At 62.2% G+C, this 18,975-nt stretch carries 16 protein-coding genes and 2 tRNA genes; 8 read left to right on the top strand and 10 right to left on the bottom strand.

Annotation, left to right across the window (positions count from 1 at the left end; translation table 11 throughout):
• Both QM672_RS31655 and QM672_RS31650 read right to left on the bottom strand, forming a co-directional pair.
• Positions 1 to 731: hypothetical protein (locus tag QM672_RS31655; RefSeq protein WP_415087288.1), on the bottom strand; the 731-nt coding region annotated here is incomplete at its 3' end.
• Positions 732 to 1,034: 303 nt separating this feature from the next.
• Positions 1,035 to 2,144 (bottom strand): hypothetical protein, encoded by a 1,110-nt coding sequence (locus tag QM672_RS31650; protein ID WP_415087287.1) that lies wholly within the window; start codon positions 2,142 to 2,144, stop codon positions 1,035 to 1,037.
• A 271-nt stretch (positions 2,145 to 2,415) separates the two neighbouring features.
• Here QM672_RS31650 and QM672_RS31645 point away from each other — a divergent pair, with 271 nt between their 5' ends.
• Positions 2,416 to 3,279, top strand: coding sequence for a hypothetical protein (locus QM672_RS31645; RefSeq protein WP_415087286.1), 864 nt, complete (start codon positions 2,416 to 2,418; stop codon positions 3,277 to 3,279).
• Positions 3,280 to 3,299: 20 nt separating this feature from the next.
• Here the strand turns inward: QM672_RS31645 and QM672_RS31640 are convergent, their stop codons facing one another.
• Positions 3,300 to 4,037 carry a hypothetical protein gene (locus QM672_RS31640; RefSeq protein ID WP_415087285.1) on the bottom strand — a complete coding sequence of 246 codons (738 nt, stop codon included), beginning with the start codon at positions 4,035 to 4,037 and terminating at the stop codon, positions 3,300 to 3,302.
• Positions 4,038 to 4,420: 383 nt separating this feature from the next.
• Between QM672_RS31640 and QM672_RS31635 the strand changes: the two genes are divergently transcribed.
• The 3 genes from QM672_RS31635 (at position 4,421) to QM672_RS31625 (ending at position 6,132) form a co-directional block, all read left to right on the top strand.
• The gene (locus tag QM672_RS31635) at positions 4,421 to 4,723 is read left to right on the top strand and encodes a hypothetical protein (protein WP_415087284.1); all 303 of its coding nucleotides are present in this window, start codon (positions 4,421 to 4,423) and stop codon (positions 4,721 to 4,723) included.
• A gap of 244 nt (positions 4,724 to 4,967) precedes the next feature.
• Positions 4,968 to 5,041 (top strand) — tRNA-Gln (locus QM672_RS31630).
• A gap of 695 nt (positions 5,042 to 5,736) precedes the next feature.
• Complete coding sequence (locus QM672_RS31625) at positions 5,737 to 6,132, top strand: DoxX family protein (RefSeq protein WP_367622955.1); 396 nt, start codon at positions 5,737 to 5,739, stop codon at positions 6,130 to 6,132.
• Between the two features lie 54 nt (positions 6,133 to 6,186).
• On the opposite strand, the gene QM672_RS31620 is transcribed toward QM672_RS31625, so the two are convergent.
• From QM672_RS31620 to QM672_RS31600, 5 genes are all read right to left on the bottom strand, one after another.
• Positions 6,187 to 7,116: a carbohydrate kinase family protein gene (locus QM672_RS31620; protein WP_415087283.1), complete on the bottom strand. Its 930-nt coding sequence runs from the start codon at positions 7,114 to 7,116 to the stop codon at positions 6,187 to 6,189.
• Between the two features lie 9 nt (positions 7,117 to 7,125).
• Positions 7,126 to 8,757 (bottom strand): HAL/PAL/TAL family ammonia-lyase, encoded by a 1,632-nt coding sequence (locus QM672_RS31615; protein ID WP_415087282.1) that lies wholly within the window; start codon positions 8,755 to 8,757, stop codon positions 7,126 to 7,128.
• A gap of 165 nt (positions 8,758 to 8,922) precedes the next feature.
• Entirely contained in the window at positions 8,923 to 10,074 is a 1,152-nt protein-coding gene (locus tag QM672_RS31610) for a carboxylate-amine ligase (protein ID WP_415087281.1), read from the bottom strand.
• Between the two features lie 216 nt (positions 10,075 to 10,290).
• Complete coding sequence (gene glnA / locus QM672_RS31605) at positions 10,291 to 11,700, bottom strand: type I glutamate--ammonia ligase (protein WP_322430268.1); 1,410 nt, start codon at positions 11,698 to 11,700, stop codon at positions 10,291 to 10,293.
• 167 nt (positions 11,701 to 11,867) lie between these two features.
• Entirely contained in the window at positions 11,868 to 12,206 is a 339-nt protein-coding gene (locus QM672_RS31600; RefSeq protein WP_068296275.1) for a P-II family nitrogen regulator, read from the bottom strand.
• 286 nt (positions 12,207 to 12,492) lie between these two features.
• Between QM672_RS31600 and QM672_RS31595 the strand changes: the two genes are divergently transcribed.
• Positions 12,493 to 13,962, top strand: coding sequence for an NAD(P)H-hydrate dehydratase (locus QM672_RS31595; protein WP_367623427.1), 1,470 nt, complete (start codon positions 12,493 to 12,495; stop codon positions 13,960 to 13,962).
• A gap of 16 nt (positions 13,963 to 13,978) precedes the next feature.
• Here the strand turns inward: QM672_RS31595 and QM672_RS31590 are convergent, their stop codons facing one another.
• On the bottom strand, positions 13,979 to 14,773 hold the full coding sequence (locus QM672_RS31590) for an RNA ligase family protein (protein ID WP_415087280.1): 795 nt from the start codon (positions 14,771 to 14,773) through the stop codon (positions 13,979 to 13,981).
• Between the two features lie 345 nt (positions 14,774 to 15,118).
• On the opposite strand from QM672_RS31590, the gene QM672_RS31585 reads away from it, so the two are divergent.
• On the top strand, positions 15,119 to 15,913 hold the full coding sequence (locus QM672_RS31585) for a hypothetical protein (RefSeq protein ID WP_311934884.1): 795 nt from the start codon (positions 15,119 to 15,121) through the stop codon (positions 15,911 to 15,913).
• A gap of 164 nt (positions 15,914 to 16,077) precedes the next feature.
• On the opposite strand, the gene QM672_RS31580 is transcribed toward QM672_RS31585, so the two are convergent.
• On the bottom strand, positions 16,078 to 17,382 hold the full coding sequence (locus tag QM672_RS31580; protein WP_415087279.1) for a multicopper oxidase family protein: 1,305 nt from the start codon (positions 17,380 to 17,382) through the stop codon (positions 16,078 to 16,080).
• A 228-nt stretch (positions 17,383 to 17,610) separates the two neighbouring features.
• On the opposite strand from QM672_RS31580, the gene QM672_RS31575 reads away from it, so the two are divergent.
• Positions 17,611 to 17,695 (top strand) — tRNA-Leu (locus tag QM672_RS31575).
• A gap of 61 nt (positions 17,696 to 17,756) precedes the next feature.
• Positions 17,757 to 18,975 (top strand): trigger factor (gene tig / locus QM672_RS31570; RefSeq protein ID WP_415087278.1); only part of this gene is annotated, 1,219 nt, incomplete at its 3' end.

Below are 18,975 nucleotides of genomic sequence, written 5' to 3'. Positions count from 1 at the left end.
GCGAGCCTGTCGATGTCGATGCCTTCCTTGATCGAGCGCAGGCGGTAATAGACCAGGGCGGAGAGCACGCAACTCAGCGCCGTCAGATACACCTGGAACAGATTGGCCAGCAGCGAGCCGAACAGGGGCCCACCCACACTGCCAACAACATATTCGATGATCGACGACGTGACGATGCTGGCGATGAAGACGATCAGGACGAGTCCCAGAATCCGCCAGCGATAGCCCGAAGTGAGTTCGCCGCTGCGTGACATGCTGTCGAACACGCCCCGCTGCTCGACGACGCAAACTGCAACCGCCGAGTAGAGAATGCAAAGGAGCCACAGGCCCGGCGCCAGGAACAGAGCCGAGCCGATCAAGACGAGAAGCCCGGTCAGGATTGACACGCCGAGAAGGGGCAGGAAGCGAGCAAAGCCTTTGGACAGGGCATCGCCGACTGCGAAACTCTGCCCACGCAACTCGCTGAAAGCACCATAGATCATGCCGCCCTGGATGGCGAAAAGCAGGATGATATAGAGCAGGACGAGGAAAACCCCCGCGCCGAAATTCGAGGGCAACTCTCCAGGAGCCGAGGCACCGACCACCAGGGTCGAGAAGATCAAAGGGATGATCGGGATCAGGCCTAGCGCCAGAAATCGCGGCAGGGCGCGGTGGAGAACGGCAAAGCTTTCGCTGATCAAGGCGCCGATGTTGAAATCACCGGAACCAGTGACTTGACTGTAGTTGGTCATGAGAGCGCGTCCTGTTAACCAAGGGTGTTCCCCCGGCTGGGCCGGGGCAGTAGCGTTCGATATTTATGGAAGTACCCATCGACGACGATTTCCTTTGCGAACCGCCAAGTACACGACAAGAAAGCTCATTCAGGAAAGCGTACGGAAACCTAAGCCACGCGAACTGGGAGTGCAATTGTTGCTTCTGTTCTTGCGAAAGAGGCGTGGGGATGACGTCCGTCATGCGCAGGGAAAGAGCGCGAGGTCCGGACAACGCCGCAGGGCGCGCCGCTGAAGCTGAGGAACATTCGAAGGAGGGCGGCCTCAGCGGCTGGAAGGGCGCCAGGTCTCTGGCGGGTATTGGCGCGGGCGCCGCGCCTCCTCGTTCGGGTCCGGTGGCTGCTGTCCGAAGAGCACGTCCGGATCGGGTTCCGTGACCCCCCAGGGGTTGCCGTCGGCCGGCATATAGCCGCTCTTGGCACCCCAGCCCTTGTCCTGTTCGAACCAGCGGGTGAAATTCGGCAGGCCGTCATATTCGTATTTGCGCTCATAGGCCTCGCAGGCTTCAGGCTTGGGGCCCAGATTGAGGCACATGAGGGGCGAGCGTTCATAATAGGAGCAGCTCGGATAGAGGCTGTGGGCGACCAGTTCGCCCTCATAAGTCCCGTCATAGCGAATCGTCAGCTTCAGTTCCGTCCAGATCGGCGGGAAGTTCATGGCCTTTTGCAGGATCTTGCCGGCGACGAAGCCGATGGGCGCAGGCGCCACGCCCGCGGCGAGTTCGGCGCTCTGGGTGCGGGCGCCGACGGTCTGGCGGAACACCACGCCCTCGTCGATATATTGCGGTTCCGCGAGCTTGATCGGATAGGGATAGGAGGGAAAGCCGAGAAAGGATGGCGAGCGATAGAGGCCGGTATCCTTCTCGTAGGCGACGCGATGGAGCAGCCTGATCGCCTTGGAGGAGGTATCGGTGCTCTCGATGGTGGCTTCGAGAAAATTGGCGAAACGATAGCCGCTGCTGCCGAGAATGAGCTTGCGATCGACGAGCTCCCCAGGGCTGCCGGCATCGTGTTCCGGCAGGCCGGAGCGTGGGTCGATCCAGCTCATGGTGGCAATCGAATAAGTGAAGCTGTTTATCTTGAGAACGAGTTGGCCGTCATCGGGGGGAATCATGATGATGCCGGGATTGGCGCCGCTGCTGAACCGCCAGTTCCAGCCCTTCGGACTTGGCACGACGCAGCCGACACGATGGCGCAGATACCAGTTCACCTCGCGTGTGTTGAGTGTGTCGAAATTGTAGCTGATCAGATATTGCACGTTGATGCCGTGCGCCCTGGCGACGGAAAGCCAGTCGTCGCCATCCTTCACCCGGTAGGGACGGCCGCGGGGAATGGCGGCCAGCTTGGTGGGCTTTGTTTCAAGCGGTGTAGCCATGACTGTCTCCCGTAACGGCAGCATGCCTGCGAGGCGGAATGATCGCGGCTCGTGGCGAGCTGCCCGCAACCAGCCTGCGATGCCAGCCTGGTGGGATAGTATGGGCAGGCAGAGCGGTCCGGTCATCCCGAGTTCGGAGGAGGCGGCCCCGTCTTTTTCGTGCTCCAATCAAGGCGGTGGAGCGCCAGAGCGGGCGCTCCGATCGACGCCGTACATCCGGTCAATGCCGCCTTCTTCAGCCCAAGGCGACGATGGCGCGAGAGTCCTTCAAATGACGAGTTTTCTCGACTTCAACAAAGATCCCGCCAACGACATCGACAATAAACCCCAGCAATATCATAATTTTGGCAGCAAGGGCGTGCGGGTGCAGGTCTATTGGGCTGCCGATATCTGGCGGGACGTATCGCTGTGGAACAACAGCTGGGCATTGCTCAAGGGAGCCGACGAGATTCTTCGCAAATATACGCTGGCGCTCGACATGCTGCCGCTGCAAACCGAACCGGCAGCACTGGCTCCAGCCAAGGACAAGGCCTCCCGCAAATTCGACAGGTCCGTAGGCAAGCAGGTCGCACGGCAAAAGAAAGCCAAGGGAGAGGTCGCCAAGAAGCAGACCGAGGCTGCCGCCAAGGCGATCGAGGAGCAGGGCCCCGCGGCACGCGGCCTCCTGGGTTTCAGCGGCTCGGTCCATGTGCCCATGGAGGGCGAGGCTCCCATCGACGGCCTCACTGCCCTCAGGAAAAGCCTCGGCACGATTCCGGATGAAACGCGGCTGGTCGTGGTGTTCGCCCACATCGATGGCGGGCCGAACGGCTACACGGTCCTGCGCCAGGAGTGGCTGCCCTGGGTCATCGCCGATCCCAAACTGATGCAGGACAATCCCAAGACCTTGCTGATCCATGAAATGGGACACGCCTGCCGCCTCAACCATCAGCAATCGGATGCCGGTTCGGCGACGGCCAAGAACATCATGTATCCTCTGGACTTCAAGGGACTGACCCATCTGTGGGGCTGGCAGGTGGACACCATCTACGATTCCTATTGGTGCAATGGCCGCAAGCCCACGAACTGGTGGGACAGGATCAGCAACGCCAAGCTGCCACCAGATCATCCGTTCCTCTGGGAAGAGCCCTCCTGAAAGACGGCAACGGGCAGCCTTCAGGTCTTGCCGCTGGCCCATTCCGGCAAGGGCTGCGGGGCTGCCGGCATGCCGCGAATCTCGCGCAACCGTTCGAAGGCGGCCGTCGCCATCACGGCCGAGAACATGCTGAAAAGCATCATACCTGCTTCCTGGCCAAGCACCTGCATCACGGTTACGGGCGCATAGGCGAAATCGCCGGTGACAGCCCCGAACCCGACTGTCGGCAGCAGCGCCAGCAGGAAGAGACCGAGAATGGACCAGCGATAACCCTGGGTGAGCTGTCCGCTGCGCTCCAGGCTCTCGACCATGTCCGTGCGCTCGATCATGCAGGCCGGCAGAGCGAGATAGAGCAGCGCGATTGCCATCAAGCCGGGCACCACCAGCGCGGCGAGGCCGAGCAGGACGAGAATGCCGCTGAGAAAGGCCGTGCCCAGCAGGGTGGGAAGCCTCTGCCAGGTTTGCCGCATCGACAGAAGCAGGCCGAAATCGGAGCCCTGCAGCAGGCGATGCGTGCCTGCGATGGTGGCGCCCTGGGCGAAGACCAGGAGAATCACGGCAATAGGCAAGGCTACCAGGTCGGCGAGCGTCGGCGTTTGGGAGACCTCGCCGTTCACCAGCAAGGCGAGCAGAGTCGGCAGGCTCGGCAGGCTGTTGAGCAGGACGATCGGGAGGAGGCCCCGCCACAAACCTGTCGCTGCATTCGCAAGAAGAAGGAACAGGCGCAGGGGCGGTCGTGAGGAGGCAGGTCTGCTCATGGGCACCTCGATCGAGACTGGCCACGCCGATCACTCTGTTATGACGCGTGTAGGCGGCAAGAGGAAGGGCCTGCGTGGCAGAGCTTTAACGCCCGAGCCGCGCTTTGGTCCCCGAAGCGCCGGGCGTGCCTTGTGGAGATATGCGGGACAACAACCGATCCGGGAGAAGGGGCTGGCATTCTGCCTGGTCTTGGCTCGGTCAGCGTCGTGACGAGCAGTTTGGATTGCGCTTTTTCGATCGCGTCAGGCAGTAGTTCACTCAGATTTTCGGGATGATCGCCAAGAATCTTGCTTGGTCAAAAGCCAGAAGAAGGGAACGTTTGCGCTAAAAATAAGTTCGGACCATCGAGCCTATTCGAGATCGATTCAGAAAGGAGGGCTCGATGACCCGCTCGATACTGATGGGTCTTGTGGCGGCGGCGAGCATTACGGGCACGTCGGTGGCGCTTCCGCTCATACCGCCTCCGGCCAACGATGGTTTCAGCGTCATCCAGGTCCGGTATCACGGTGGATGTCCGCCCGGCTACAAGGTGACCAGCCATGGTGGCTGTAAGCTCAGCCATTATCTGCGTCGCCATCCCGGCCAGAACCCGAACAACTACTATTACGAAGAGCGACCCAGCTTCGGGTTCGGTTTTGGCTATCGCAGCTACCATCACCGTCGCTATTACGACGACGGCTATTAAGCCATTTTCCAATTGGCACGGGCGCCCTTTGACGCCCCTTTTTCCGAACCAGCCCCCGGATCTCCGGTGCCGTTGCCCCTGGATGTTGCAAACAGAAGCTCCGGCCACAGAAAAACGACAAGCCCTCTTGCAATGCGGCAGCGACTTCAATATGAAGCCCGGACGGAACGGGGCCACCCACCGCAAAACACTCGGCGGAATTGCAAAACATTGCCGCTAAGTGTTTGATCGAAAGGCCCTTTGTTCGGGGATAGTTCAACGGTAGAACAGCGGACTCTGACTCCGTTAATCTTGGTTCGAATCCAGGTCCCCGAGCCACTTTCTCCAGGAAATCGCCGAAGATACGGAGCCGGGTCGGCTGGCCATTGGTCTTTCTGTTCCCAAAGACGGCGCAGTGTCGCCATTCGGAATCGGTGATTGGCAAGGCGCTCGTTGAAAGAATCAATCTCTGACGGGCAACCGGGACCCGGGCACAGAGATGAGCTTCCGACATGACGTGTGATCGAGAGACACCGCCCGCAAGGGCCGGTAGTATCGTCTTCCAGCCGGTCGGGCCGTTAGCTCGGCGAACGTATTGTTGAGCCGGTCAATCTCCGGAAAGGATATGACTGGAGGCGCGCTGGGAAAGCCATGTTGCGCCCTCACTGCCATCCAACGTCGCGTTTCCGCCCGCTGTCTGTCCTGCCGGCGCCAAGCATCCAGCATGGTGAGATCCGCCGGGGGCATGCGGTGCGCCGTGATGGTAGTAACGCACCTGCGACGGCGCCGTTGCCAGAATGAAACTGTCCTTCCGGCGCGCTGCGGAAAGTGTTCCACCATTGCGGCAAGTGGAGCCCACCGCAGGCGGCAAGAGGGGCGAGGCGTTTCGCAGGTTACAGATCGCGCTCTCGTGCAATTTTAACAGTTGCCAATACGGTGAAGCAGGCGGATTATTCAATGTTGGCCTCGTGGACGTCTGCAAGCACTTTCATCGTGCGTGAGCCGCGTCAAAGGCGTTGTTGGCGAGTACATGAATGGAGTCCGAGTCTTCTCCCCAGTCCCGTACCAAGCTTCTGGTTACCTGGGGTTTGCGTATTCTTGTGGCATTGATTTTCCTCGCGCCCGCATTGCTCACCCTGTGGGGGCATCGGATCATGGTTCGCCAGTTCGACGCGCTCGGCTTTGCGCCCTGGATGCGCATCGCCTTGTCGTCGACGCAGGTACTCGCGGCACTGCTGGTGCTCGTGCCCGTGGCAAGCCTGGCGGCGGCCGTGCTTTTGCTCTTGATCGATGCGGGCACGCTGATTGCGCAATTTCTGCTGGTTCGCGGCGGCTATGTGCATCTGGCGCTGTTCGCGCTGCCGCTGCTTGCTTTGATCAGCCTGCAGAGTGGGCGTTTCGACAGGAAGTTGGCTGAACTGGAGAAGTAGCGGCATCGGTGACAATGCCGCTCTTCAGGGATGAGATACCGGACGGGATGGCGATCAGGCCATTTCGTGATCCCAGGGCGGATCGGCGCCCTCGCGCGAGACCGTGATTGCCGCCGTCCGTGCGGCATAGTCCATGGCCTCTTGGGCAATGGCCTCATCGAGATTCTTCACGGTATCGATGGAAACCACGTTGCGCCGCTGCAGGATGGTGAGCAGGCCCGAGGAATAGCTGTCGCCGGCGCCGACCGTATCGGCGACCTTCTCGACCTTGACCACGGGGCTCTTGACGGCGAAGCCCTTGCCATAGCCTTCCGCGCCATTGCCGCCATCCGTCAGCACCACGAAATGAGCGCCCTTGGCCACCAGATCCTGCGCCCAGGCCGCGGGATCGATGCCGGGATAGAGCCAGTTGAGGTCGGCCTTGGAGATCTTGATGATCTCGGCGGCTTCCGTCATGCGCTTCATGCGGGCGCGATATTCGACGGCATCGCCCACCACGGTCGGCCGCACATTCGGATCCATGCCGAGCACGCGCTTACCCTTGTTGGCGAAATAGAGCGTCTCATAGGCCGAGGCGATCGGGTCGTTGATGAGGGCGACCGAGCCCGTCCAGATCATCGAGACTTCCGGCCCGACCGGTGGAACGTCGCGTTCGGGCGAAAACAGGCGATTGGAGGAGGCTTCGTCGATGAAGGCATATTCGGGTTCGCCTTCGCCGACGGAAACGAAGGCGAGCATCGAGGAGTGCTTCGAGCGGGCGACATAGTGCTGCTTGACCTTCGATCGGGTCAGGGCAGCGGCAAGGTCCTCGCCGAAGAAGTCGGTGGACAGCGCGGCGCAGAACCCGACATCACCCTCGAGCCGGCCGATGCCGACGGCCGTGTTGAACGGGCTGCCGCCGACAGCTGGCCGATAGGCGTTCCGGCCATCGGCGCTTTTGACCGGCAGAAAGTCGATCAGGGCTTCGCCGCACACAAGAATCATGGGGTCTCCTCACTCCAGGCCGCCGACTGCCGTTTCCACGGCCGCCAGGATGCGGCCGCTACGGGCAAGTTCGAGTATGGATTGCATTTCGTGGTGGTACCAGCGGTCTCCGTCAAGGGCCGGTGCGATTTCAGCGCGGATGGCATCGAGCGCCGCCTGTGAGCCCTTGCCGATCGGGTAGTCCTTGCTGCGGTCGGCAACCAGAGAAAGCGCCTGGGCCGCCATCAGCATCTCGACGGCAACGATCTGCTCGACATTCTCGACCACGGTGCGGGCCTTGCGCGCACACCAGGTGGAGTTGGAGACATGATCCTCCGCATTGCTCTTGCCGGGGATCGAGTCGACCGAACCGGGCGTGGCAAGGCCGCGGTTTTCCATGACCAGGGCCGACATCGAGCATTGCACCGTGGCAAAGCCGGTGTTGAGGCCACGCTCGCCGGCGAGCAGGTTTCGCGGCAGCCCATAGCTCATCACAGGGTCGATCAGGCGGGCAAGGCGCCGTTCGGAAATGGCACCGAGATCGGTCATGGCGATGGCGAGAAGGTCCATGGCCTGGGCGACATAGGCGCCGTGGAAATGGCCACCCGAGATCGAGACGTAGCTGGCGTCGTCATTGGCGAACATCAGCGGATTGTCGGTGGCGGAATTCATCTCCACCCCGAGTATGCCGTCGGTATAGGCGAGGGCCTCGAAGACCGGGCCATGGACCTGAGGCGCACAGCGCAGCGAGTAGACGTCCTGCACGCGCGGCGGCACGGGCTTGGAGGGATCGCGCGCCTCGTCGGGATAGAGGATGGCGCGTGCGCCTTCCGAGCAGCGCTTGGAATCGCCGGCAATGCGCAGGAGGTTGCGGGCGGTGCGTGCCTGGCCGCGATGCGGGCGTGCCGCGTGTACGCGCGGGTCGAAGGCGGCCAGCTCGCCGCGCAGCGCTTCCAGCGTCAAGGCCAGCGCGATGTCGGCATGTTTGAGGATGCGTCTGGCATCCTCCTGGGCAAGGGCTGCGATGGCCAGCGATACGGTGGAACCGTTGACGATGGCCGAGGCTTCCTTGGCCCCCATCTTGTATTCGGGCTCGAAGCCGGCCCGGCGCGCGGCTTCGGGCGCCGGATAGACCTTGCCCTTATACTCGACCTGGACGTCCTCGAACCCTCGGATGGCGCCGGCGAGATAGGCGAGGGGAGCGAGGTCGCCGGAAGCGCCGACCGAGCCCTTGGAAGGAATCACGGGGTGCAGGCCGGCATTGAGGAAGCCGACGAGACGGTCCATCAGCGGCAGTGTCGCGCCCGAATAAGCGGAGGCAAAGGCATTGGCGCGCAGCAGCATGGTCGCGCGCACGATCTCGCGCGCGAAGGGTTCTCCGATGCCGGTGGCATGGGCGCGAATGGTCTGGTCCTGGTAATGCGCCATATTCGCGATGGGGATGCGTACTTCCTTGAACAGGCCGACGCCGGTGTTGAAGGCGTACATCAGCGGAGCCTGATCGTTCAGCCAGTTGGCATCGATGTAGTCGCGTGCGGTCGCCACTGCGGCGCGGGCCTTGGCCTCGATGCCTGCCTTCTCGAACCGGCCTGCCTTCTCAGAGCGCGCGACGCGGACGACCTTGGCACCGGTCATACGTCGCCCGTCTATGGTGACAGTCATGGCCCCTCCCGCGTCACGCTCGATATCCTTGACCTAAGCGTTTTGCGATTTGGAGGTTACGCCAAGAATCGCAAAGACGCGTCGAACCAAAGAGTGAGAGCAAACAAGCGTTTCCGTCAAAACGCGCTTTGCTCTAGCAGAAGCGGATCGAAACGCAACCGGCCATCAGCCGCTCGCTGCAAGGCCTGCGGCAAGTGGCGCTGCCGTCCTGTCGGCAAGCCAGGAGACCACCGCGCGGATAGCCTCTTCGGCGGTGGCGCCGGCGGCAATGCGCTCCTCATAGACTGCCAATTGTCCATCGGCGCTGGTGCCGGTGCGCAGGATCATCTGTGCCGTCGCCAATTCCTCGCTGCAGCCGAGCAGTTCGGCGTCTTCCCAAACGAGATCGAGCAGTTCGGTCAGCATATTGGCGGCGCTTCGCGCCTGCCCGCTATGAAGGTCGATGAGCGAGCCGTGGATGCCGTAGCGCTGCGCCCGCCATTTGTTTTCCTCGACGATCGCACGCCCCGGCGACGTCAGGCCACGGTTGAGATCCGGCTTGCGGGAGAGATACCGCACGAGGCTGCGATAAAGTGCAGCAATGGCAAGGGCGTCCTCCACATTCGTGCAGACATCGGTGATCCGCAGCTCCAGTGTGGGCAGATGGCTGGAGGGTCTTATCGCCCACCACAGGAAGCTGGCGTCGTCGATGATGCGGTTGCTCACCAGCGTGTCGACATAGGTCCGATAGTCCTCCTCGCTCCGGAAGAGGTCGGGCAGGCCCGAGCGGGGCAATTCGGCATAGATGTTCTGGCGGTAACCCATCAGGCCGGTCGGGCGTGCCTGCCAGAAGGGCGAGGACGTGGAAAGCGCCAGCAGCAGCGGCAGATAAGGTAGCATGCGGGTCATCAAGTCCACCCGCGAGTGTTCCTGGGGAATCTCGACATGGACGTGCATGCCGCAGATCATCTTGCGGCGGGCGAGCATCTGCAGGTCACGCGTGACCTTGCCATAGCGCGAGGCTTGGGTGGGATGCTGCTCGGACCATTCGGCGGAAGGATGGGTTCCCGCGGCCAGGATGCCGAGATCGTGCTTGAAGGCCAGGTCCTGCAAGGCCTGGCGGCAGCCCACCAGTTGCAGCCTCGCATCCTTCATGTTGCGGCAGGGCGTCGTCGCGATCTCGATCTGCGATTGCAGCAATTCGCGTGTGACGTGCTTGCCCAGCATCTGCCGGGCCTCGTCGAAGAACTGGGCCGACATGGTTTCCTGCACGGCGCCGGTCCGGCGCTGGAACACGAAATACTCCTCCTCGATACCGAAGGTGTAGGGATGCTCCATGCTGTCCTCCGATCGGTGTCGGGCAGTGATCCGGGCCTCGATCCAGCTCTCTAACGCAGGCCGCCCGCAGAAGGTCCCGGGCAGATACAATTCCCTTATATTGGCGAGGAGCGAGCGTTCTTGAGCCCCCTGTAGGCAATACCAAAGAGTAAAGGAAAGGCCGGTGCATTGCTGCACCGGCCCCCGCTCGGCTCTCTCTGGATGGTTTTTGAGTTCTTAGACCGAGTAGTACATCTCGAATTCGACCGGATGCGGCGTCATTTCGAAGCGCATCACTTCCTGCATCTTCAACTCGATGAAGCTGTTGATGAAGTCATCGGTAAACACGCCGCCCTTCTTGAGATATTCGCGGTCCTTGTCGAGGGCCGCGAGGGCCTCGCGCAGCGAGCCGCAGACGGTCGGGATCTTCTTGAGTTCCTTGGGCGGCAGGTCGTAGAGATCCTTGTCCATCGCCGGGCCGGGATCGATCTTGTTGAGGATGCCGTCCATACCGGCCATGAACAGGGCGGCAAAAGCGAGATAGGGGTTCGCCGCCGGATCGGGGAAGCGAACCTCGACGCGCTTGGCCTTCGGGCTGGTGGTATAGGGAATACGGCAGGAGGCCGAGCGGTTGCGGGCCGAATAGGCCAGCAGCACCGGGGCCTCGTAGCCAGGGACCAGGCGCTTATAGGAATTGGTCGCCGGGTTGGTGAAGGCGTTCAGCGACTTGGCATGCTTGATGATGCCGCCGATGTAGTGAAGGCAGGTCTCCGAGAGGTCGGCATATTTGTTGCCGGCGAACACCGGCTTGCCGTCCTTCCAGATCGACTGGTGCACATGCATGCCCGAGCCGTTGTCGCCGAAGACGGGCTTGGGCATGAAGGTCGCCGTCTTGCCGTAGGTGTGGGCGACGTTGTGGATGGCGTATTTGTAGATCTGCAGGTGGTCGGCCATCGTCACCAGCGTGCCGAACTTCATGCCGAGCTCATGCTGGGCGGAAGCGACTTCGTGGTGATGCTTCTCGACCACGACGCCCATCTGCTGCATGGCAGCGAGCATTTCCGACCGCATGTCCTGCGCCGAATCCAGCGGGGGAACCGGGAAGTAGCCACCCTTGGTGTTGATGCGGTGGCCGAGATTGCCGCCCTCATATTCGGTGTCGAAATTGGTGGGCAGCTCGGTCGAATCGAGCTTGAAGCCGGTGTTGTAGGGGTCGGCCTTGAAGCGAACGTCATCGAACACGAAGAACTCGGCTTCCGGGCCGAAATAGGCGACGTCACCGATGCCGGTCGACTTCAGATAGGCCTCGGCGCGCTTGGCGATGCCGCGCGGGTCGCGGCTGTAGCCTTCGCCCGTGGACGGCTCGACCACGTCGCAGGTGATCGACATCGTGGCCGCCGAGAAGAAGGGGTCCATGGTGGCGGTGGTGGGGTCGGGCATCAGGCACATGTCGGATTCGTTGATCGCCTTCCAGCCGGCGATCGAGGAACCGTCGAACATCGTGCCCTCGGTGAAGATCTCCTCGTCCACCAGGGAGACGTCGAAGGTCACGTGCTGCCACTTGCCACGCGGATCGGTGAAGCGGAAATCGACATATTTGACGTCGTTGTCCTTGATCGCCTTCAGGACATCCTTGGCGGTCTTCATCTTGTGTAAACCTTTCGTTCGTTTCGGCACGATCTTTTTACGGTGCGGGCTAAAGCCCGCCGATTGCCAGAGCGTTTTGCGATTGGACGGGATCACCTGGAATCACAAAGACGCGTCTAAACAGAAGGCTAGGGCAAATAAGCGTTCGGTCAGGAACGCGCTTTGCTCTAGATGGCGTCGAGGCCGCTCTCGCCGGTGCGGATGCGGATGGCTTCCTCGATGTTGAGGACGAAGATCTTGCCATCGCCGATCCGGCCCGTCTGGGCGGCCTTGCGGATGGCGTCGATGGCGCGCTCGACGCGCTCGTCCGGCACCACGACCTCGATCTTCACCTTGGGAAGAAAATCGACGACATATTCGGCACCGCGATACAGTTCCGTGTGGCCTTTCTGCCGCCCGAAGCCCTTCGCTTCCGTCACCGTAATGCCCTGCAGGCCGACCTCCTGCAGCGCTTCCTTCACCTCGTCCAACTTGAAGGGCTTGATGATGGCTTCAATTTTCTTCATGGGGTCTCCTCGATTTCAGCACATAGTGCGCAGAAACCTCCTTGCTGGTAGCAGGTCGCATGCCAAACCGCCAACAGGAAAATTTTCTTTTATCTTCAAGATGTTGAGACGTCAGGTGCTGAAAAATGGGCAAGCGATGTCGGAAGACTGCACAATTTTTCGGCGACCTGCCAATAAAATATGCGCCCCAAGAGGGTAATTTTCGGCGCCTGACGCGAAGGAACGCATTTTTTCCACCGAATGCGACGAGGTGGCGCATGTCAGTGAAGGTTTGGAGGACGTTTTGATCGAGTTGCTGACCCCGTCCGAAATGGCCGATGCGGATCGTCTCGCCATCGCCGAGGCTATGACGGCCGACCAATTGCTCGAGAGAGCGGGGCGGGCGGTGGCCGATGTCGCGGCGCGACATCCCTTCAATACGCCGATCCTGGTGCTGTGCGGCACAGGGCTGAATGGAGGGGACGGCTTCGTTGCCGCCCGTATCCTGCGAGAAAGGGGCTATCGGGTCCGGCTCGGCCTGCTGGGCCCGGTTTCGGCGCTGGGGGGAGAGGTCGCCTATGCCGCCGAGAAATGGGGGCAGCCGGTGGAGGATGCCCTGACCCTGTCGCTCCCCAGGGAGGGAATCATCATCGATGCGCTGCTCGGCGCCGGGCTTTCCCGCGACATTGGCGGCCCGCTCGCCGTGCTGGTCGAACGGATCAATGCTTCCGGCCTGCAGGTCATCGCGGTCGATCTGCCGTCCGGCATCGATGGGGCGACCGGCCAGATCCGCGGCGTGGCCGTCAAGGCGCGCGAGACGGTGACCTTCTTCCGGCGCAAGCCGGGACATCTGCTGCTGCCGGGCAAGCTCAATTGCGGCGCGGTCCGGGTTGCGGATATCGGCATTGCGGACAATGTGCTGGCAACCATCCGGCCGCGGACCTTCGTCAACCAACCGGACCTGTGGCGGCCTTGTTTTCCGCATCCCGAACCGGCGGGACATAAATATGCGCGCGGGCATCTGGTGGTGCTGTCCGCCGGCATTGAAGGGACGGGTGCGGCACGGCTAGCGGCGAAGGCCGGATTGCGGGTGGGCGCGGGGCTCGTGACGGTTGCCAGTCCTTCCGACGCTCTTGGCATCCATGCTGCCTCGCTCGATGCGATCATGGTGCGGCGTTGCGACGGCCCGGAGGGCCTCGCCGTCATGCTGGAGGATGCCCGGCGCAACGCATTCGTCGTGGGCCCCGCTTTGCCGCCGGACGAGGAGACCCGCGCCAAGGTCGACCTGGTTCTTTCTTCCGCCCGAGCCGTGCTGATCGATGCCGGCGCGCTCTCCGCCTTTGCAGCCGAGCGCATTCACTTCATCGCCACGCTGCGGGCTGCGCTCGGGCCCGTCGTTCTCACGCCCCATGAGGGCGAATTCGCACGCGTCTTCGACGACATTGCCGGAAAGCATGCCGACAAGCTCCAGCGGGCCCGTGCAGCCGCCGAGGCAACCGGCGCGGTGATCGTGCTGAAGGGAGCCGATACCGTGGTCGCAGCACCGGACGGGCGGGCCGGCATCAACGCCAATGCGCCGCCGACCCTGGCGACGGCCGGCTCCGGCGACGTGCTCTCCGGCCTGATCGGCGGGCTTCTCGCTCAATCGATGCCGGCCTTCGAGGCCGCGAGCGCCGCCGTCTGGCTGCATGGCGAGGCGGCACATCTGTTCGGGCCGGGCCTCACCGCCGATGACCTGCCGGCGATGCTGCCCAAGGCCCTTGCTGCCTTGTCGTGATCCGTACCGCATCGGTTCATTCCAGGCTTCCTGCGAAGAGGTCGATGCCATTGGCCAGGCGGTTGGGCAGAATCGGACGTTCCTGCCAGTGGGAGCCCGAATCCTGGATAGTCTGGTGAAAATCGGCACGCACGAATTTATAACGGCCGATGACTTGCTCCTCGTCCTCCTGCTTGAGGTAGAGACCTTCGGCGAGATCGCTGTCCTCGGTCTGACCGAGGACGGTTGGGATGTCGAGGCCGGCCCCGGCTGCGGCGAGCCGCAGGGCTTGCCGCCAATCCCGCGATTTATAGAGTGACGGCCCAACCAGTGCCGATAGTTCTACTTTCTTGGGCAGGTTGCCACGGTGAACGACCGGCACCGAAACCACAGGCAACCCTGCCAGCAAGGCATGTCGGCGCGGCGTCGGGAGAAAGGCCGCGCGTTCGCGATCATAGATATCGAACTCAATAAAATAGTGCGGCAGGCGGTCATAGAAGACCGTATGCTTGGCAAAGCACCATTCGCCGAACATCATGAAACGCCGGCCGAGCCGCGTCTTGAAGATGCGTTCATGGGTCTGGGCCCACGCCTTGAACAGGTTGAACTGGGCTTCCCGCGCCCCGCCGGCGAGGACATGGCGCCGTGATTGCAATGTGAGGCTGCCGTTTCGGTCGAAGCTTATGGCGGCATTGGCTCCGTCGAGCTTCTCCTCGAAGACGAGATGGCCGCCGGCAAGTTGGTCGAGTTGAATCTGACCGGCACTGTCGTCGCCCGGCTGCAGCCGCGAGCCGACGAGATGCGGCGTGCGCGGATATTTGAAGAAGGACATGGTCGCACCTTGTACACACGATTTCGCATTCGCCCAGCAACAGACGGCGTAGGAAAATGCGGGCTGTGGGACGGATGCCCTGCCTGAACCGACAGGGCCAAGATGCGCGTTACATGGCGAACTCCTGGGTATGGCGTATAGGGGCGATCGCCTGATCGGACAAGCGTCGACAGGGCGTACAATCGAGGTGGCGATCATTCCGCCGCTGTGCTCAAGGGGCGCCGCAACATTTGCGGGCGAGAGAGCGTGACGGTCTTGTGCGCGAGGCCGGATTCTGGTGTGACTTTCAAGTCACGCCCGCTGAGCGATACTGCCGACACAAGAAAAATATGGCGGTCCCCGGTCATGGAAGAAATCTACGGCCTGAGTTTCCTGGTGCTTTTCAGTCTGAGCGCCATCGGCGGGGTGATCCTGCGCAGACATCTGCATGAGGAACACCTCTCGAAGGAGAATATGGAGGCGGTGCGGCTGGTGACCGGCCTGCTGGTGTCTTTCGCGGCCCTGATCCTCAGCCTGCAACTTTCCACCTCCAGGGCCGAATTCGATGCGGCCAGCAAGGATCGCTCGACCTATGCGGCGCATCTGGCGAGCCTCGATCAATGCCTGCGCGATCTCTCTAAGCGAATGGAGCCGACGCGACAGCTGCTGCGCCGCTACACCGCCGCGGTGATCGTCAGCACCTGGCCCGACGAACCGGCACCGCAGGTCAAGACCCTGCTCGACACCAAGGACATGCCGCTCATGGGCGAGGACACGGTGCTTGCCGGCATGATGAACCGGATCGGTCTGGCGATCGATTCATTCGAGGCCACCGATGGCATCAGCAAGAACATCGCCGCCCGCTGCCAACTGGACTACAGGGCGGCATTGACGGGGCGCTGGGCCGTGATCGAGGATACCCACGCTCCCTCTGGCGTGTCCTTCACCCTGATCATCAGCTTCTGGCTGGCCCTCGTCTTTCTCAGCTTCGGCCTTCAGATCTCGCATCGGCTGTTGAGCAAGATCGTGCTTGCTATCGGCGTCGTATGCATATCGAGCGTCATGTTCGTGATCACCGACCTGAAGATTCCCTATGGCGGTTTCTTCGGCATCTCCAGCATCTCCATGCGGGATGCGCTGGCCGACATGAATCGCGATTGAACCGCCGGAAACGGACCGCAGTCTCGAAGATGCCAGCACGATGACAACCGGTGGTGACCTGACCTGAAGCGTTTTGCGATTTGGCGGAATCGCCAAGAATCGCAAAGACGTGTCGAACCAAAGAGTTAGAGCAAACAAGCGTTTCCGTCTAAACGCGCTTTGCTCTAGGTCACCTCGAACCAGGCCAGGAGATCGTCCTTCCGGGAGGGGCCGCAAGCGCGGCCATGCAGTAGCCATTTGCCCGGATTATCCGCCAGGAAAACCGTATGCACGGTCTCGCCCGGACCGATTGCGACAGTGTCGACCCAATAGGGCTGCCATTCGTCGTCGAAGGGATGGAGGATACGCATGGCGTGGCCATGCACATGCACGGCATGATCGATACGTGTTTTGTTGGCGAGACCGAGATCGACCAGGCTGCCGCGTTTGATGGAGAACAAGGGCTTGTCTGGCAGCACCCCGCCACCAGTGGCGTGGCCAGGCAGGGTTACCGCAACACGCTTGGCCTTTTGCAGAGCCAGCGCGGCAGGCAGACTGGGGCGTGGCAGCACCAAGGGCGGCAGGGGAGCCGAACGAAGCGGAACTGCAGTGCCCGCCACAAGATGGGCGAGAATGACGACTTCGCCATCGAGGTCCAACGCGATACCGGCCTCGCTCCCCGTCGCAAGCGTGCCGTCGACCGCAATGTCGGCGCGGCCGCCGGGCGGCAAGTCGATTCGGCCGTGATTGGGGACGAAGGGCGTGTCGACGGGGTGACCGTCGATTGCGATGATGGTGGCCTCGAAGCCGGCCAGGGCCAGTCTGGCGATGCGCGTCGCCGCGGCGTTGACGAGACGCAGGCGTACACGCTCGTTGGGAGCGAGGCGGATCGTTTCGGCCGCTTTCGAATTCACCGTAACGGTCGGCTTGCTCCCGGTGGTGGAGGCGGCGGACAGAATCTGCCCGTCAGGGCCGATATTCCAGTCGTCGATGACGAGAATCAGGTCTTGGTCGACCTGTGGTGGTTCGTCTTCGTCGACGACGAGGACGCCATAGAGGCCGGCCTCGCACTGGGACAGAAAGGGGCCGAAAGCCGGCGGGTGATACCAGAAGGTGCCCGCGTCCGGCGGCGTGAAGACATAGTCGAAGCTCTCGCCCCGCTTCACCGCTTGCTGGGTCAGGGCAGGAACGCCGTCCATGGCGTTGGCGAGGCGCAGGCCGTGCCAATGGATCGCCGAAGGGGTTTCGAGCCGGTTGGCGAAGCGCAGCTTCACGGGCTGGTTGCGCTTCGCACGCAAGAGGGGCCCCGGGGTCGAGGCGTCGAAGCACTGCGTCCGGGTGGGCGTGGGGCTGCCTGGCAATGCGAGTTCGCCGGCGGCAGCCGTCAGGATCTGACCCGTAGTCGCCAGCGCAGGATTGGGGAGGGCCAGGTTGGCCAGGGTGATGCCGAGCCCGGCCAGAAGCTGACGCCGATCGAGGCTGGCGGTCATCGCTCGCTCCTTCCGGGCTGGGTGCAGGCTATTCCCGCCTGCCGGGGCCGGGAGGTTGCTCGAGGGGCTGGGAGCAGCCCTTGCGGCCGGGCAATGCAAGCGCATGCGAATCCCCCACTCCAAATATCATGCAGGGGATGGCATTTTTTTGCTGCATCAATTTCATGACATGCTATATGGCGCCACTCGTTTCGCAGAATGCAAGTTTTGCGAGAGGGAGCCCTATTTGCGGGCGTGGCGGAACTGGTAGACGCGCTGGATTTAGGTTCCAGTGATGAAAGTCGTGGGGGTTCGAGCCCCTCCGCCCGCACCACGATCGGCCTCGACGGCTTAAAGACGGGGCGGCTACGAACTCACGGATTCGGGACAAGAATATGCAGGTGACCCAAACCCTGGCCGATGGCCTGAAGCGGGAATTCAAAGTGGTGGTGCCGGCGGCTGATATCGCCTCGCGCACCGATGCCCAGTTGGAAGACATGAAGGGCAAGGTCCGCGTCAACGGCTTTCGTCCGGGCAAGGTGCCGGTGGCGCATCTGCGTCGTCTCTACGGTCGCTCGGTCACGGCTGATGTCGTCAACAATTTCGTTGGCGAAGCCAATCGCAAGATCGTCGATGACAACCAGATCAAGCTGGCCATGGAGCCCAAGCTCGATTTCGGTGCCGACGATGAGGGCGTGACCCAGGTACTCGACGGCAAGGCCGATCTCGCTTGGACCGTCGCCGTGGAAGTGCTGCCGACCTTCGAGGTAGGCGACATCAACGGCATCAAGATCGTCAAACCGGTGGCCGAAGTCGCCGACGAAGAGGTGCAGTCGCGCCTCGAGGATCTGGCCCGCCGCAACGTCACTTATGCCGACAAGAAGGCCAAGTCGAAGGCCGAGAACCGCGACCGCGTGATCGTCGATTTCGTCGGCAAGATCGACGGCGTCGAGTTCGAAGGCGGCAAGGGCGAGGATATCTCCGTCGATCTCGGCTCCAAGACCTTCATTCCGGGCTTCGAGGATCAGCTGATCGGCGTCACCGCCGGCCAGGAGAAGACCATCGAGGTCAAGTTCCCCACCAACTATGCCTCCGACACGCTGGCCGGCAAGGACGCCACCTTCGACGTCAAGGTCAAGGCGGTGCAGGCTCCGGCTGAACTCGTCGTCGACGACGAGCTTGCCAAGTCCGTCGGTCTCGAGTCGCTCGACAAGCTCAAGGAAGTGATCAAGAGCTCGATCGAAGGCGAGTACAATGCCGCCTCGCGCAGCAAGGTGAAGCGCCAGCTTCTCGATGCCCTCGATGCCAAATACTCCTTCGATCTGCCGCCGACCCTGTTCCAGCAGGAGTTCGACAATGTCTGGCTGCAGGTCGAGCGCGAGATGCAGCAGACCGGCCGCACCTTCGAGCAGGAGAACACCACCGAAGAGGCCGCCAAGGAAGACTATCGCAAGATCGCGGCCCGCCGCGTTCGCCTCGGCCTTGTCCTGGCCGAGATCGGCGAGAGCAACAAGATCCAGGTGACCGACGAAGAGGCGACCCGCGCCGTGATCGAGCGCGCCCGCCAGTTCCCGGGCCAGGAGCGCCAGATCTGGGAGTTCTACACCAAGAACC

This window comes from Labrys sp. (in: a-proteobacteria), from assembly GCF_047605565.1.
Taxonomy (GTDB): Bacteria; Pseudomonadota; Alphaproteobacteria; order Rhizobiales; family Labraceae; genus Labrys; species Labrys neptuniae.
Note: the sequence above shows the minus strand (reverse complement) of the source record. Positions and strands in the feature narration are given on the sequence as shown.